12 protein-coding genes are annotated in these 17,359 nt (G+C 36.4%); all 12 read right to left on the bottom strand.

Going from position 1 to position 17,359, the window contains the following annotated elements; genetic code table 11:
- Positions 1-67: 67 nt before the first annotated feature.
- The 12 genes from ACFQ0R_RS05490 to ACFQ0R_RS05435 all read right to left on the bottom strand — a co-directional run bounded on the left by ACFQ0R_RS05490 (position 68) and on the right by ACFQ0R_RS05435 (position 17,198).
- The gene (locus ACFQ0R_RS05490) at positions 68-2,353 is read right to left on the bottom strand and encodes an NADP-dependent malic enzyme (protein WP_379657371.1); all 2,286 of its coding nucleotides are present in this window, start codon (positions 2,351-2,353) and stop codon (positions 68-70) included.
- A gap of 191 nt (positions 2,354-2,544) precedes the next feature.
- Complete coding sequence (gene queG / locus ACFQ0R_RS05485; protein ID WP_379657448.1) at positions 2,545-3,471, bottom strand: tRNA epoxyqueuosine(34) reductase QueG; 927 nt, start codon at positions 3,469-3,471, stop codon at positions 2,545-2,547.
- A 3-nt stretch (positions 3,472-3,474) separates the two neighbouring features.
- Positions 3,475-4,797, bottom strand: a complete 1,323-nt coding sequence (locus tag ACFQ0R_RS05480) for a cytochrome P450 (RefSeq protein WP_379657370.1) — start codon at positions 4,795-4,797, stop codon at positions 3,475-3,477.
- A gap of 9 nt (positions 4,798-4,806) precedes the next feature.
- The gene (gene ruvB, locus ACFQ0R_RS05475; protein WP_379657369.1) at positions 4,807-5,829 is read right to left on the bottom strand and encodes a Holliday junction branch migration DNA helicase RuvB; all 1,023 of its coding nucleotides are present in this window, start codon (positions 5,827-5,829) and stop codon (positions 4,807-4,809) included.
- 69 nt (positions 5,830-5,898) lie between these two features.
- Positions 5,899-7,719: a cytochrome c oxidase subunit I gene (locus tag ACFQ0R_RS05470; protein ID WP_379657368.1), complete on the bottom strand. Its 1,821-nt coding sequence runs from the start codon at positions 7,717-7,719 to the stop codon at positions 5,899-5,901.
- A 22-nt stretch (positions 7,720-7,741) separates the two neighbouring features.
- Complete coding sequence (locus tag ACFQ0R_RS05465) at positions 7,742-8,788, bottom strand: cytochrome c oxidase subunit II (protein ID WP_379657367.1); 1,047 nt, start codon at positions 8,786-8,788, stop codon at positions 7,742-7,744.
- A gap of 24 nt (positions 8,789-8,812) precedes the next feature.
- Positions 8,813-10,120, bottom strand: coding sequence for a quinol:cytochrome C oxidoreductase (locus ACFQ0R_RS05460; protein WP_379657366.1), 1,308 nt, complete (start codon positions 10,118-10,120; stop codon positions 8,813-8,815).
- A gap of 29 nt (positions 10,121-10,149) precedes the next feature.
- Entirely contained in the window at positions 10,150-10,737 is a 588-nt protein-coding gene (locus ACFQ0R_RS05455; protein ID WP_379657365.1) for a c-type cytochrome, read from the bottom strand.
- Positions 10,738-10,741: 4 nt separating this feature from the next.
- On the bottom strand, positions 10,742-11,269 hold the full coding sequence (locus ACFQ0R_RS05450; RefSeq protein ID WP_379657364.1) for a DUF3341 domain-containing protein: 528 nt from the start codon (positions 11,267-11,269) through the stop codon (positions 10,742-10,744).
- Positions 11,269-12,735 carry an NrfD/PsrC family molybdoenzyme membrane anchor subunit gene (gene nrfD / locus ACFQ0R_RS05445; RefSeq protein WP_379657363.1) on the bottom strand — a complete coding sequence of 489 codons (1,467 nt, stop codon included), beginning with the start codon at positions 12,733-12,735 and terminating at the stop codon, positions 11,269-11,271. The genes ACFQ0R_RS05450 and nrfD overlap by 1 nt, the downstream gene beginning before the upstream one ends.
- Positions 12,736-12,767: 32 nt before the next feature.
- Positions 12,768-15,842, bottom strand: coding sequence for a TAT-variant-translocated molybdopterin oxidoreductase (locus ACFQ0R_RS05440; protein WP_379657362.1), 3,075 nt, complete (start codon positions 15,840-15,842; stop codon positions 12,768-12,770).
- Between the two features lie 27 nt (positions 15,843-15,869).
- Positions 15,870-17,198, bottom strand: coding sequence for a c-type cytochrome (locus tag ACFQ0R_RS05435; protein ID WP_379657361.1), 1,329 nt, complete (start codon positions 17,196-17,198; stop codon positions 15,870-15,872).
- Positions 17,199-17,359 lie beyond the last annotated feature (161 nt).

Raw genomic sequence — 17,359 nt, 5'->3', positions numbered from 1 at the left:
GTAACAAAATTAAGTTAAGAACTTTGAGGCTTAGCGCCATTTAAAGCTTTTCAAAAATAAAATTGTTCTAAATTATTTTTCGTTTGCTTTTTTGTTGAGCATCAACGACTGCTACTGCAGACATATTTACCATCTCGTCAACACTTGCTCCTAGCTGGAAAACGTGAGCAGGCTTATTAAGCCCCATCAAAATAGGTCCTATAGATCCCGCACTGTTAAGCTCCTTCAATAATTTGTAGGTACTATTTGCAGAATCAAGGTTTGGATAAATAAGCGTATTGACTTTTTTTCCATTCAGTTTTGAAAATGGGAATTTATCCATTCGCATTTTTTTATTAAGAGCAAAATCAATTTGTAATTCTCCGTCGACTGCGATTTCTGGATAATTTTTATGTAAATAATCCACCGCTTCTTTGACTTTTAATGCATTTGGATTTTTGGAAGAACCAAAATTTGAATAAGATGCCATAGCTATGACAGGATCTATACCAAACATCTTCACTGTTTTAGCAGTCATCTGTGCAATTTTAGCAAGTACTGTTGCATCTGGATTAATATTAATAGAAGTGTCACTTATAAAAATAGGCCCTCTCTTGGAATTCATCAAGTTTGTGGCTGCTACATTTGTGACTCCTTTTTCTTTTCCTATCAATTCTAAAATTGGCTTTAAAACAGCAGGATAAGCTCTAGAGTATCCAGATAACATAGCATCTGCATCTCCATTTTCTACCATCATCGCTGCATAATAGTTTCGCTCTCTTATCAATTTTTTAGCATCGTAAAGCGTCACCCCTTTTCTACTTCTCTTTTTCCACAAAGCTTCTGCATATTCATGCCTCTGTTGTTGCTCTTCATCAGATTTTGGATCGATGATTATGATGTCGTCTCCTTCAAATTCAATTTCACTCATCAATTCCAAAATCACATCTCTTCTACCAAGAAGTATAGGTTTTGCTATTTTCTCATCATAAACTTGCTGAGCAGCTTTCAAAACATCCAGATGATCTGCTTCAGCATAAACTATACGTTTAGGATCCTGTTTTGCACGGTTAATGAGAAGTCGTGTTATTTTATCTTCACTCCCCATACGTTCCAGAAGGTCTTCTTTGTAAGCCTCCCAGTCTTCAATTGGTGTTTGTGCTACTCCAGAATCCATAGCTGCCTTGGCAACTGCTGGAGGAATTTCAGCAATGAGTCGAGGGTCAAAAGGTTTTGGGATGATGTAATCTCGACCAAAATTAAGACGGGTTTCTGCATAAGCAATATTTACCTGCTCTGGGACCGGTTCCTTTGCAAGTCTGGCTAGCGCTTTTACCGCTGCCATTTTCATCTCTTCATTTATTTGAGTGGCACGAACATCCAGTGCTCCTCTAAAAATGTAAGGAAAACCAAGAACATTGTTCACTTGGTTAGGAAAGTCGGTTCTTCCCGTTGCCATGATAATATCACTTCGGGTCTCAAGTGCTAAATCATAATCTATTTCTGGATCTGGATTAGCCATAGCAAAGACTATTGGGTTTGGCGCCATTTTGGACAGCATTTCAGGTTTAAGAACGCCCCCTACCGAAAGCCCAAGGAATACATCTGCATTTTCTACAGCCTCTGAAAGGTCTTTTACATTTCTAGAAGTAGCAAATTCAATCTGTTTGGTTGATAAATCATTCCTTTTTTGATCTACAATACCTTGACTATCAAACATCAAAATATTCTCCTTTTTTACACCAAGAAGAACATACAGTTTTGTACAAGCAATTGCAGCAGATCCCGCACCAGAAACAACCACCTGCACCTCGTCTATTTTCTTTTCAGCAAGTTCTAAAGCATTTAAAAGCGCTGCAGCAGAAATAATTGCTGTACCGTGCTGATCATCATGCATGACAGGAATAGGCAATTCTGCTTTGAGTCTTTCTTCTATTTCAAAAGCTTCTGGAGCTTTGATATCTTCAAGGTTTATACCACCAAAGGTTGGTGCAATATTTTTTACCGTTTCAATAAATGCATCAATATTCTTGGTGTCGACTTCAATATCAAACACATCAATATCAGCAAAAATTTTAAAAAGTAAAGCTTTACCCTCCATAACGGGCTTGGAAGCTTCAGCACCTATATCTCCAAGACCTAAAACTGCAGTTCCGTTGGAAATAACAGCGACAAGATTTCCTTTATTTGTATATTTATAAGCATTTTTCTTATCTTTTTCTATTTCCTTACAAGGCTCTGCCACACCTGGGGAATAAGCAAGACCCAAATCTCGTTGTGAAGTATGCTTCTTGGTTGGCACCACTTCAATTTTACCTGGTCTTGGTTTGGCGTGATATACTAAGGCTTCTCTCCTTTTTCTTGGTGAACTCATGAATTTTAAACTTACGCTGAAGTTATTTTCACTTCAGTATATATTGAATAACAAAGGTAAGCCTTATGTCTAAATTTGAAAGAAATCCTAAGTTATATTAGAACTGGAATTGAAACTTCAATTTCTAATTGTTCACTCAGGCTAGTCTCATGATTTAAATTTTAATCTTAAAAATCACTTTCAACAAAAAACTAAGTCGACTTGATGTAGTTAATATTTCTTCTGAGACCTTCAAACTTCGTACGTTTAACAGCTGATTTTCTGAAGATTTCGTTGAAAACATCTTTTGTAATTTCCTCCCAATCTTTTTTATCAAAGGAAAGCAAGTCTGGATGAGGATTGAACAAGGGTTCATTATGTGGTTTGCTAAATCGATTCCAGGGACAGACGTCTTGACAAATATCACAGCCAAACATCCAATCCTCAAATTTATCCTGGTAGCCATTTGGAATTTCGTTCTTCAATTCTATGGTGAAATAGGAAATACACTTGCTCCCATCTACTTTATAAGGTTCGTAAATGGCATCTGTAGGACAGGCATCTATACATTTGGTACAAGAACCACAATGGTCAGTGACTGGAGTATCGGCTTCTAATTCTATGTCTAAAATTAATTCGGCTATAAAATAGAAAGAACCTGTTTGCTTTGACAGTAAATTTGAATGTTTGCCTACCCAACCAAGTCCACTTTTTGCTGCCCAAGCTTTTTCCAAAACTGGCGCTGAGTCTACAAACACCCTTCCGCCTATTTCCCCAATTTTTTCAGTAAGGGTGTGCATCATTTCTTTCAATTTCGACTTGATGACGTGATGATAATCTCTGCCATAAGCGTATTTACTTATTTTATAAGTATCATCGTTTTGAGTCTCTTCTGGAAAGTAATTATACAACAATGAAATCACACTTTTAGAGCCTTCAACCAGTTTCGTTGGATCTAGCCGCTTATCGAAGTGATTCTCCATATAATGCATCTCGCCGTGAGCATTTTGCCTAAGCCAATCCTCCAGGCGCGGCGCTTCTTCTTCTAGAAATTCTGCTTTAGATATACCGCAAGATAGAAACCCCAAGCGTTCAGCTTCAGCTTTTATGAGTTGGCTATGGATTTGTTTTCTTGAGATAGGTTATCGTTTTGAAAATTTTACAAAGGCGTTTTTAGGCTTCAAACTTATTAAAGGTTGAATTTCAATCTCTTCATTTACCTCTTCAATATTGAACTTTTTTAAAAGTTGATGAATCGTAAGAGTGATTTCATACATAGCAAAATTATTACCTATACACTTACGGGGACCGGCACCAAAAGGAAAATAAAAATTACTTATGCTTCTTGAATCTTCGAAGCGCTCAGGTCTAAAATCAGTCGGATTTTCCCAATTTTCAGGATTTCGATGGATTTGATGTACAGAGAAAAGCAGGTTGGTATGTTTAGGAATTTGAAAACCTTTGAAAGCATCTTCTTCCATATTTTGTCTATCAATAAAATATACAGGAGGAAATAAACGCATGGACTCTTCTATCACATGCTGAGTATATTTGCTTTCTTTCAGGATATCAAAATAAGATGAGCCCTCGAGCCCCTCAATTTCGGATATTAATTTATTTTGAACTTCTTCTTTTTGACCAATTAACTGAATGGTAAAAGACAAGGCATTGGAAGTTGTTTCATGTCCAGCTATAAACAGAATCAAAATTTCATCAATGAGCTTTTCTTCGCTCATTTTGGAACCGTCTTCATAAGTCAAAGCCATCAACATATCCAAAAGATCTTTTCCTTCTTGATCAGAATTTTCTCTTCTTTTAATAATTCCAGACAACAATTCTCTTGCCTCTTGACTTAAACCAAGATTTCTTTTAAGTTCTCCACTTAATAGAAACCACCATTTTTTATAAGGCTGCCTTAACTCTTTGACGAGCATCTTCTGAGTTTCTTCTGTGATATGTTGCAGTCTTGCAATTTCTTCTGAATTTATAGCGTCGCTGAATAAACTTTTCACAACAACTTTAAAAGCTAAATCATTAAATATCGGAAAAATATCAATGGTTTTATCAACTTCAATTCTTCCGAGTTCTTTATCAATAGCTTCCACCATAAAATCTAAAAGCGTATAAAGATTTTTTTTATGAAAGGCCGGCTGGATTAATTTCCGCTGAAACTTCCAATTCTCTCCTTCAGAAGTCAGTAAGCCATGACCTACATATTTAGCAAGATCTTTGGTTTGGATCTCTGTTTTTCTAAAGTTTTTTTGATTGTCCCTTAATGCGTAAATAGCAAAATCTGGATCTCGAGAAAAGACCACCGAATTTCCAAAACCCAAATTCAACCTGAAGGTATCTCCAAGGGCTTCAAAATTTTTATGATGAAATGGTAAAGGATTTTTTAAAATGCTGCCTGCATGTTTAAAGAATTCAATAGAAGGAACTTCTGGAAGTTGTTTTAAAGTTGACATAAATAATGATTAAAATAATCCGCCTTGCTTACTCTCTCTAAGTTTTCCAAGGTGCTTGTAAGCAGAATCGGTGACTTCTCTTCCACGTGGTGTTCGGTTGATAAATCCTTTCTGAATTAAAAAAGGCTCGTAAACTTCCTCGATGGTTTCTGAATTTTCGCTGACCGCCGTAGATAAGGTAGAAAGTCCCACTGGACCTCCTTTAAATTTATCTATAATAGTGAGAAGGATTTTATTATCCATATCATCTAAGCCGAAAGCGTCTACATTTAAAGCTTTTAAACTGTATTTTGAGATCTCCATATCAATTTTGCCATTTCCTTTTATTTGAGCAAAATCTCTTACCCGTCTAAGCAAAGCATTAGCAATTCTAGGAGTTCCTCTACTTCTTCCAGCAATTTCAATAGCGGCTTCTGTTGTGATGGAAACGCCAAGTATAGAGGCACTTCTTAAGACAATATCACTCAAAAGCTCTGTTGTATAATATTCAAGACGGCTAGAAATCCCAAATCTGGCTCGCATAGGTGCCGTGAGTAAACCCGAACGTGTTGTAGCGCCCACTAATGTAAAAGGATTCAGATTGATTTCTACACTTCTGGCATTAGGTCCAGACTCAATCATAATATCAATCTTAAAGTCTTCCATAGCAGAATATAGATATTCTTCTACGACGGAGCTTAGTCTGTGGATTTCATCAATAAAGAGGACATCACGGGGTTCTAGATTTGTCAATAATCCGGCAAGATCTCCAGGTTTGTCTATAACTGGTCCTGAAGTAATCTTAATACCCGTCTGCAATTCATTGGCAAGAATATGAGCCAGAGTTGTTTTCCCAAGTCCAGGAGGACCGTGAAAAAGGGTATGATCGAGGGCTTCCCCACGTAAATTAGCGGCCTTTACAAAAACTTGTAAATTTTCTAGAACATGAGACTGACCGGCAAAATCATCAAAAGAAAGAGGCCTTAAAGCTCTTTCAACTTCTTGATCTTGATTTGATAAATTATCTCCCGAAGCATCTAAGTTTTCATTCATGATACAAAGATAAATAAAAAAGCCCCCAAGAAATTGATACTTGGAGGCTTCTGATTTTATATTGACAAATTATTCGTTCATCTCTTCTTCGTTCTCCTGAATAGGAACATTTTGAGGAACAAAATCTTGACCAGGTATAACATAGTCAGAATCATCTTTATTCATTTTACTGTAATCGTAAGACCATCTATAAACTTTTGGAATCTCTCCAGGCCAGTTCCCATGAATATGCTTCACTGGTGTAGTCCATTCAAGTGTATTGGATCTCCATGGATTTTTTTCTGCTTTCTTACCATAGAATATGGAATGAATGAAATTATAAACAAAGAACAATTGTGCAGCCGCAGTAATAAAAGCAAATACAGAAATTAAAATATTCGTATCCGCTAAATCATCAAAATATGGGAACTCTGTAAATTTATAATAACGTCTTGGAAGTCCAGCCATACCAATGAAGTGCATAGGGAAAAATATTCCGTAAGCTCCAATAGCAGTAATCCAGAAATGAATATAACCTAAATTTTTGCTCATCATTCGACCAAACATTTTTGGGAACCAATGATAAACTCCAGCAAATAGTCCATATAATGCTGAAATACCCATAACTAAGTGGAAGTGAGCGATAACAAAATAAGTATCATGGACGTTGATATCTAGTGTACTATCTCCTAATATAATACCAGTTAGACCACCGGTTACAAAAGTAGACACCAATCCAATGGAAAATAACATTGCAGGATTGAGCTGCAGGTTACCTTTCCAAAGTGTAGTAATGTAATTAAAAGCTTTTACGGCTGAAGGTATAGCAATTAATAAAGTTGTAAATGTAAATACAGATCCTAAGAATGGGTTCATACCAGACACAAACATATGGTGACCCCAAACTACAGTGGATAAGAAAGCAATTGCTAAAATAGAAGCAATCATAGCTCTATACCCAAAAATTGGTTTTCTTGAATTGGTTGCAATAACTTCAGAAGTGATACCAAGAGCTGGTAATAAAACAATATATACTTCGGGATGACCTAAAAACCAAAAAAGGTGTTCATATAAAACTGGTGACCCTCCTTGGTATGATAATACTTCTCCTTGAATATAAATATCACTTAAGAAAAAAGACGTTCCAAAACTCCTGTCCATCAATAGCAATAAACCGGCTGCCAATAAAACAGGGAAAGAAACTACACCAATGATAGCCGTTACAAAGAAAGCCCAAATGGTAAGTGGAAGTCTAGTCATGGACATTCCCTCTGTTCTTAAGTTAAGAACAGTTACAATATAATTTAGTGAACCCAGTAAAGATGATGCTATAAATACAGTAATAGCTACCAACCATAAGGTCATACCAAGTCCAGAACCACCGATAGCCTGTGGCAGCGCACTTAATGGAGGGTAAACCGTCCAACCTGCCGAAGCAGGTCCTGCTTCTACAAAAAATGAGGAAACAATAATTACTGATGATATAAAAAACAACCAGTAGGATACCATGTTCAAAAATCCGGAAGCCATGTCCCTAGCTCCGATTTGAAGTGGGATTAATAGATTACTAAATGTACCACTAAGGCCAGCGGTTAACACATAGAATATCATAATAGTACCATGTATCGTAGAAAGAGCTAAATATATTCCTGGATCCATTACTCCATCTTCTCCAAATCTTCCTAGCAAAACCTCGTAAATCCAGAAGGATTCGTTAGGCCAAGCCAACTGAAGTCTCATCAACATAGACATAGCTATACCAATAAAACCCATAATTAATCCTGTGATAAGATATTGTTTAGCGATCATCTTATGATCCGTACTAAAAATATACTTTTCTATGAAAGTTGGCTCATGATGACCTTCCTCGTGTGCATGATCGTTAGCAAGTGGTTGTGCAGCTACTGACATATATTCTTATTTATTTTTATAGTTAATTTTGGGCTGTTAATTCGCCAAATGTTTGTTGTTCTTTAATCCATTCCTGATACTCCTCCTCAGTCTCAACAACAATTTTCATTTGCATGTTATAGTGGGATACACCACAAATTTTGTTACACAGCAAATAATATTCAAATTCATACGACTTCTCGTCTTCACCTAAATTGTCGTTGTTTTTGCGAATTTCGTTGATATTTCTAACTTTATCAATCATGTATTCGCTATTTCGGATTTCTTTAGAAGTTGTTGTAGGTGTAAAACCAAACTGTGTGGTCATACCGGGAACGACATTCATTTGAGATCTGAAGAAAGGGAAATAAGCTGAATGTAAAACATCCTGAGATCTGAATTTAAATAAAACTGGTCTATCAACAGGTAAATGAAGTTCAGTAGTAATGATATCATCCTTAGCGTATGGATCTGATTCATTTAAACCTAACTGATTTACACCTTCAATAAATCTAACATTTGCCTCACCTAGAGTTCCATCCTCACCAGAATATCTTGCTCTCCAATCGAATTGATAAGCATAAATTTCAACAACGAGTGTATCATCAGTTTCCTCTACATTCATGATAGAAGACCAACTGAATAATCCATAAATAATTAATGCAGCTAAAGTAATTACTGGAATGATAGTCCATATAAATTCTAGTTTATCATTATCAGCATAAAACAAAGCTTTTCTTCCTTTTTGTCCTCTGTACTTATAGGCAAACCAGTGTAATAAAAACTGAACAATTATTTGAACGAACATAATCAGACCGAGAGATATAAAAAATAGTTGATCATAATCCTCTGAGTGTGCAGATGCTCCTGGAGCGTAGAATTTGCTTAATTCCCAGAAGGAATAAATCATAAGTCCATAAAGAAAAACAATAAACACCAAAAACAATTTACCTTGTTTTTGATTATCCTCGTTAGTTGCTATTTGAGAATCATCGCTTTCAACAGGCTGAGATAATTTGAAGATTTTGGAAATCTGCCAAATCGTAATTCCTAGTAAGGCTGCGACAATGATTATAAGTAATGCGATCATCTTCTATCTTTCTTTTTAATATTTTTAGTAATGATAATGTTTACTTTCTTCTAAGAAAGCGCTGTGTTTAACTGTAAGCGGAGCTTTAGCAAGTGCGCTGAAAACAGTATATATAAATATACCAGAAACAAGTAATACTGAACTGATTTCAGGGATACCGATAAACCAGGATTCTCCAACAGTACCAGGCATAATCATGACAAAGAAATTGATATAATTTCCTAACAAAATGATGATACCTGCAAAGACAACAATCCAATTAATTCTCTTGAAATCTGAATTTATAAGAATTAGCATTGGTAGTACCCAATTCAGAATAACTGTACCGAAGAATAATACTGGATAATCTTCAAGTCTGGAAGCGTAGTAAGTAACTTCTTCAGGAATATTAGCATACCAGATTAATAGAAATTGTGAAAACCATAGGTAAGCCCAGAATATAGAAAAGCCCATCATGAATTTAGCTAAATCATGAATATGACTATTGTTGACATATTCAAGGTAGCCTTTGCTTTTCAGATAAATAGTTACCAAAGCTATTGTAGTAACAGCAGAAACTAAAATACTGGCCAAAACAAACCATCCAAACAAAGTACTAAACCAGTGAGTATCGATACTCATGATCCAATCCCAAGACATCATAGATTCAGTAACAATAAAGAATACTAGGAAACCAGCTGATAACTTGAAATTACGTTTATGAAGTCCTAAGTCAAAACCGTCATCTAACTTTCTAGAGTTTTTTATGATCAATTTTGAGAATAAAATCCAACCAATGATATAAAAAGCAGCTCTTGCTAAAAAGAAAGGTGTATTTAAATAAGCAACCTTGTTTTGAATAATTTCATCGTGAGCAACAACTTCAGGATCCATCCAAACAAATAAATGGTTTAAATGTAAACTAGATAGAACTAATAGTATATATACTATAATACCTCCTGGTACTAAGTAAGAGGAAATTCCTTCCATAACTCTAAACAGGACTGGAGACCAGCCCGCTTGTGAAGCATTTTGCAAAGCATAGAATACAAAAACTCCTAGCGAAATCAGAAATATGAATAAAGCTGGAACATAAAGAGCTGCCCATGGTTTATTTAATAATTGATGATAAACATGTTCAGCGTGTTCATCTGCATGAGTATCTTCTTCTGACGCGTGACTACCTTCCATAGCAACACTTTCTGCACCATGAGACGCCTGGTCTGAATGAAGCATTTCCTTTACCTCTTCTACTGAGGAAGGAGCATCTATGAAACTGTAAATTAGACCTATAGCTCCTATGATTACAAGGATTAAAGAGAATAATTTTATTTTACTTGACATTGTGTACATAATATCTCAGCTATGTATTATAATTGTTCTTACTCTGATTCTGTTTCGAATTCTCTAGGTGCTTTACCTTCCAATTCTGCTTTTAATTTCATGACGTAATGATCTACAAGCCAAAGTTCTTTATTGTTCATTTGAGAAGCATAAGAACCCATTGTATTGATACCATACCACATCACATGGTAAACACTACCTTCTGTAATCGCCCTACCTTGATCGTCATAGCTTGGAACTCCAAGAATTTTTTCTCGTTCAACAAGATAGCCTTTTCCGTTACCATTTTCTCCATGGCAAGTAGCGCAATATATATCATAAAGTTCTTTTCCTTTAGCTAGATTTTCTTCTGTATAAGGAACTTCATTTGTCAATTCTTCTTTTGAAGTCTGGTAACCCTCTGGGGAATCTTCATATTCATATGGAGTGAACCCTCTTGATATAGTTCCTTCAGCTATCAATAATGCTTCTTGCTCTTGAGGAAATATTTCATATTCCCCATAAGTATCATAAGGAACAGACTCGTACATGTTTGGAAAATACTGATAGTTAGGCTCTCTTTTATCGGAACAAGAGATAAAAGCAAAAGAAAAAGCTATAAGTACTATGGTAAACAAACTTTTCATAAACTTATTTATTATCTATTAATTTAATTTCAGATGCACCGTTCTCATGAAGAACTTCAGCGATAGCTTGTACATTCCCTTCATTAACTGCTATCTCCATTAAGAATTTGTCATCTGTAGTTCTCACATCTGGGTTTTCAGCTTTCTTAAATGGCCACAACTTACTTCTCATATAAAAAGTAATAACCATGAGGTGAGCAGCAAAAAAAACAGTCATTTCAAACATAATAGGCACAAATGCTGGCATGTTTTCCAAGAAACTGAAACTTGGTTTTCCACCAATATTTTGTGGCCAATCTTCTATCATTATAAAATTCATCATCCACGTTGCGACTGCTAAACCAACTAAACCGTATAGAAATGATGTTATTGCCAAACGAGTATGCGGTAAACCCATAGCCTTGTCAAGCCCGTGAACTGGAAATGGACAAAAGACTTCGTTTATACTATATTTTTTCTCACGCAAAGCTTTAACGGCCTGCATCAATATATCATCGTCTGTAAAAATCGCATGTAAAAATTTTGATGCCATTATGAGTTTGATTTTGAATTAAACTGTGCTGAAAAATCTGGCAAAGGTTCCTGTTCTGGATCTTCATACAACTTCGCATCATCACCTTTTTCAGCTCTTATTTTTTTATATTTTTCTCCCGAAGATTTTAGTATAGACTTGACCTCTGCTTGCGCTATCACTGGAAAAGTTCTAGAGTACAATAAGAACAATACAAAGAAAAATCCAATAGTACCAACAAATATCCCAATATCAACAAAAGTTGGTGAGAACATCGTCCAGGCAGATGGCATATAATCTCTATGCAATGAAGTTACAATAATAACAAATCTCTCAAACCACATACCAATATTTACAACTATCGAAATAAAGAAAGAGAACATAATACTTCTTCTCAATTTAGGGAACCACATAAACTGTGGAGAAAACACGTTACACGTCATCATAGCCCAATATGCCCATGCATAGGGACCAGTAGCTCTGTTTAAGAAAGCATACTGTTCATACTCAACTCCAGAATACCAAGCCATAAATAACTCGGTGATGTAGGCAACACCTACAATAGACCCCGTAATCATAATCACAATATTCATCAATTCGATGTGCTGAATGGTGATATAGTTTTCAAGATTGGATACTTTTCTCATAATAATAAGAAGCGTGTTCACCATCGCAAATCCTGAGAAAACAGCACCCGCAACAAAGTAAGGAGGGAATATAGTCGTGTGCCATCCTGGGATGACAGAGGTAGCAAAGTCAAAAGATACAATAGTATGAACCGACAATACAAGCGGTGTAGCTAAACCTGCAAGTACTAAAGAAACTTCCTCAAATCGTTGCCAGTCTTTAGCTCTTCCACTCCAGCCAAAAGCTAATATTCCATAAATATGCTTTTGAAAAGGCTTAACTGCTCTATCTCTAATCATTGCGAAATCAGGCAGTAATCCAGTCCACCAGAATACCAATGAAACTGACAAATATGTAGAAATCGCAAAAACATCCCATAGTAATGGAGAGTTAAAGTTAACCCATAAAGATCCAAATTGGTTTGGTATTGGTAATACCCAATAAGCTAACCAAGGACGCCCCATGTGAATAATTGGGAAAAGACCAGCTTGTACAACAGAGAAAATTGTCATAGCCTCTGCAGAACGGTTAATAGCCATTCTCCATTTTTGTCTAAAAAGTAAAAGTACAGCAGATATAAGAGTACCTGCGTGACCGATACCTACCCACCAAACAAAGTTGGTAATATCCCAGGCCCAACCAATTGTTTTGTTGAGACCCCAAGTACCAATACCTTCTGAAACAGTGTAAACAATACAGCCTAAACCCCACAAAAAGGCGATGAGTGCAATTGAAAAAACAACCCACCATGATTTATTTGCCTTCCCCTCCACAGGTCTTACCACATCCAATGTAACGTCATGGTAAGACTTATCTCCTGTAACTAAGGGTTTTCTAATAGGCGATTCGTAATGAGACATAATTTATATTAAATTTATTCCTAGTTAGTTGATTATGCTTCTGTTGTATTTCGAACTTTAGTATGATACATCACATTTGGTTTAGTACCTAGATACTCTAGCAAATGATACATTCTATCTTCTTTTGTTTTCTCGTAAACAACACTTTCTTTATCGTTAATATCTCCAAAAACCATTGCACCATTGTCACAAGCTGAAGAACATGCAGTTTGGAATTCACCGTCTTTAATAACTCTTCCTTCGCGTTTAGCATCAAGAATTGTCTTTTGTGTCATTTGAATACACATAGAACATTTCTCCATAACACCACGAGATCTTACAGTCACATCTGGGTTCAATACCATACGACCAAGGTCATTGTTCATGTGATAATCAAATTCATCATTTTGGTTATATAAGAACCAGTTGAAACGTCTTACTTTATAAGGACAGTTGTTCGCACAATATCTAGTTCCTACACAACGGTTATAAGTCATGTGGTTTTGACCCTGACGTCCGTGTGCTGATGCAGCTACAGGGCAAACCGTCTCACATGGGGCATGGTTACAGTGCTGACACATAACAGGCTGAAAAATAACCTGAACATCTTCTGCTGAAGCAACCTCAAGATCTCCGTAAGTTCCAATAGCACTACTTAAACCTGAAATATCATTTTTCAATTCGTAATCTCCCTGAATAGTTTCTTCAGAAGAGTAGTAACGGTCAATTCTTAACCAGTGCATATCCCTACTCTTACGGATTTCACTTTTACCAACCACAGGAACATTGTTTTCGCTATGACAAGCAACTACACAAGCTCCACAACCAGTACAAGCGTTCAAATCTATTGACAAGTTAAAGTGATGCCCTATAGAACGATCAAACTCATCCCAAAGATCAACATCCGGGTTAGTAACCTCAACTTCTTGATGGTTTAAAGACACTTCTGGAGTTGCGTTCCAGTGGTGCTTATCTTTTGTATTGAAAATCTCCAAAGAAGTTTCCTTTACAATATCTCTTCTTCCCATCATAGTATGATGAAGCTGGACACAAGCAAACTCATGAACTCCACTTACCTTTTCTACTTTTACAGCTTGATTAGAATCAAAATTCTGGTATAACGGATAAGCATTAACACCAACTTGCATTTCTTCTTGAATAGCTTCTTTTTTACCGTAACCTAAAGCAAGTCCAATGGAACCAGGAGCTTGTCCCGGCTGAATAATAACAGGAAGTTTTTCTATTTTTTTATCACCCAAGGCAACAGTTATGTAGTTACCGTTAAGTGCCCCATTAGCAACATTAGTATTTTCAAGATCCAAAGCCTCAGCATCCACTTTAGACATGGTCACATAATTGTCCCATGACGTTCTAGTAACCGGATCTGGCATCTCTTGCAACCAAGGGTTATTGGCATGAGAACCGTCACCCATAGAAGTTTTAGTATATAAAGTCAGTTCAAATTCTTCTGAATCACTCTTAGCAACAAGTTTTCTAGCTCCTGCAGAAATATCTATAGCAGGAGTTTCGTCAGTTGATGGTAAGCTCATGTCGTACATGAAAGTTCCATCATGAAGCGATTGATTCCAAGACAATCCGTCGAAAGTTGATTTGAAATTATCTTTTACGTATTCGTAAAATTTAGTTGAATTTCCATTCAATTTTAACAGACAGTCTTCAAATTGTCTCGTATTGAAAAGTGGTTTTATAGTAGGTTGTACTAAACTAAAATCTTTCTTAGTGAATCGGATATCACCCCAAGACTCTAAATAATGAGGAGTAGCAGCGATGTATTTGCAAAGTGTTGCCGTTTCATCTTTCTTCATAGAAAAACTCACGGTGGTTTCTACATTTTCTAGTGCAGAAACAAACTCATCAGAATTTGGAAGAGAATAAACAGGATTAACACCAGCAATCATCAAACTTCCAACATTGCCAGCTTTCATTTCAGAAATCAAAGTCTGAACTTTAGAGTTTCTACCCTGACGAATCAAACGTGGATTTTCAATATTGAAAACCTCGCTAGATAATTTATCATTTATTTCTAAAGCCATAGCCTGAGCCTCGACAGAATCTAGTCCTGTAACGAAAACAGCTCCAGATGACATAGATTTCAATTGAGAAACAGCCTTATCAACCTGGCTTTTCAAAGCATCAGGCAGGTCGGTAGAAGCTACTCTTCCAACGATTTGGTTATAAACTTCTACAACAATTTGTTTTTGTAAAGAAGGTTTTACGGGCACTCTCTTGTCAGCATTCGCACCACTCAAACTCATGTTGGCTTCAAACTGAACGTGTCGAGACATCTTTCCATTCTTAGGAACTCTGCTCTTACTGTATCCAGAATCAAATGCACCTCCTTGCCAATCTCCAAGGAAATCAGCTCCAACAGAAACAATCATTTCAGATTTTGAAAAGTCATAATTTGGAAGAGCTCTATAACCATATTTAGCTTCAAATGCATTTAAGGCAGCTTCATCAGAAACGGTATCATAAACAACATGAACTACATTAGGATATTTCGCCTGAAATTCTTTAATGAGCTTGTCTGTAGAAGGAGAAGCAAAAGTTTGCGTCAAAAGATAAGTCTTCTTATCAGCATTAACTTTCAAATCAGCTTCTAAAGAAGCAAAAAATTCAGTCCATGTCACATCTCTGTTTTCAATTTGTGGATTTTGAAGACGTTTGATGTCATACAAGTCCAACACTGAAGCATGGACTCTAGCTTTACCAGCAGACAATCCATTAGATTCTTTGTTAGTTTCAATTTTGATAGGTCGCCCCTCTCTGGTTTTTACAAGAATACTTGCAAAATCAAACCCATTAGCAATTGTTGTTGCATAATAATCAGCAACACCTGGCACTATGCGCTCTGGCTGGACAACGTAAGGAATAGACTTTATAACAGGACCTTCACAAGCTGCTAAAGAAGCAGCTGCTGTGCTAAATCCAACATACTTTAAGAAGTCTCTACGTGAAGTTTGAGAACCTTCTAACTTATCCTTATCACCTAAAAACTCATCTGCAGGAATGTGATCTGCAAATTCATTTTGTTCAAGTGCTTCAACTAAAGGATTGTTATCCTCAAGCTGCTCGGCACTTTTCCAATATTTCTTTTCTGATGACATATTGAACTTTAATTTTCTATATTAATATTAATAATGACACTTTCCGCATTCCAATCCACCCATCTCTGCAGCGGTTAGCTGATCGACATCATACTTTTTGGAAAGTTCTTCATGTATTTTTTCGTAGTAAGGGTTACCTTCAACCTTGATATTGGTTTCACGGTGACAATTGATACACCAGCCCATAGTCAACGGAGCATGTTGATACATGATTTCCATTTCCTCAACAGGTCCATGACATTGCTGACATTCAATACCAGCTACCGAAACGTGTTGCGAGTGATTAAAGTAAGCAAAATCTGGCAAATTGTGAATCCGCACCCATTTAACAGGCTTAGTTTCACCAGTATAAGATTGTGTAGATGTATCCCATCCAGTAGCTTCATAAAGCTTTTGGATTTCATTATCGTAAAATTCTTTAGAGTATTCCTCAGTTGCTGTTTCAGGAGAAACTTCAGCAACCTGCTTATGACAATTCATACACACATTTAATGAAGGTATACCTGAATGCTTAGAAACCCTAGCTGAAGAGTGACAATACTTACATTCAATTTGGTTTTCACCAGCATGAATCCTATGTGAATAATGAATTGGCTGAATTGGCTCATAACCTTGATCTACGCCAACCTGCATAAGAAAACCATATCCACCCCAAGCCACAGCAAGAAGCAAGAAAACTACAGCTACCAAAACTAAAAATTGATTTTCAGCAAAAGCTACCCAGATCGGTTTCCCTTTAGGTTTATCAGCTCTTACCGGAACTCCATTAGCTTCTGCAAAACGATTTAATGTCTTGTTTACAAGATATAGAATAACGGAAAGGACAAGAAGCACAATTGCCAAAAGACCTAGAACAATTTCAGTAGAAATACCTCCACCACCTTGAGCTTCTCCTGCTGGAGCTGCTGCTACGTCAGTTTTAGGCTCTGGTTTTGGCTCTTCCGTATAAGCCAAAATATCATCAATATCTTGGTTACTCAACTGTGGGAAAGCATTCATTGCTACTTTATTCCACTCATTGTACAATTCAACGGCTTGAGAATCTCCAGATTTTATTAACTCTTGGCTATTTTTTATCCACTTGTACAACCAATCCATATCTCTTCTTTCGGTTACACCGTGAAGGGCTGGACCAACTGCATCTTTGTAGCGCTTATGGCAAGCCGCACAAAGTGAGTTAAATAATTCTTTCCCTTTTGCTGGATCCGCACCCTCAACAGCGACCTCTTCAGTGCCTGAATCCCCTTGAGAATCAGACTCTTCTGCATCTTGACCGAATGTTGTAAAAGTGAAAAGAAAAAGAAACACTAGAAAAAAATGTTTCAGAATAAATGGGCGTTCCATCGACTTTTTCATATAAAATATATTAACCTTTTTCAATCTGACGCCCATAAAAATACAGGTTTGAGCATCAAAAAATTGACTACAAAAGTAACACTTAAAAGACGTTTCTGGAATATCTACATATGTTAAATGGCAATTTATATTCTTTCTAAATTATAATTTGAAGGCTTTAT

Origin of the sequence: Psychroflexus salinarum (genome assembly GCF_042677225.1) — a bacterium.
Classification (GTDB): domain Bacteria; phylum Bacteroidota; class Bacteroidia; order Flavobacteriales; family Flavobacteriaceae; genus Psychroflexus; species Psychroflexus salinarum.
This window is presented reverse-complemented; position numbering and strand designations above follow the sequence as displayed.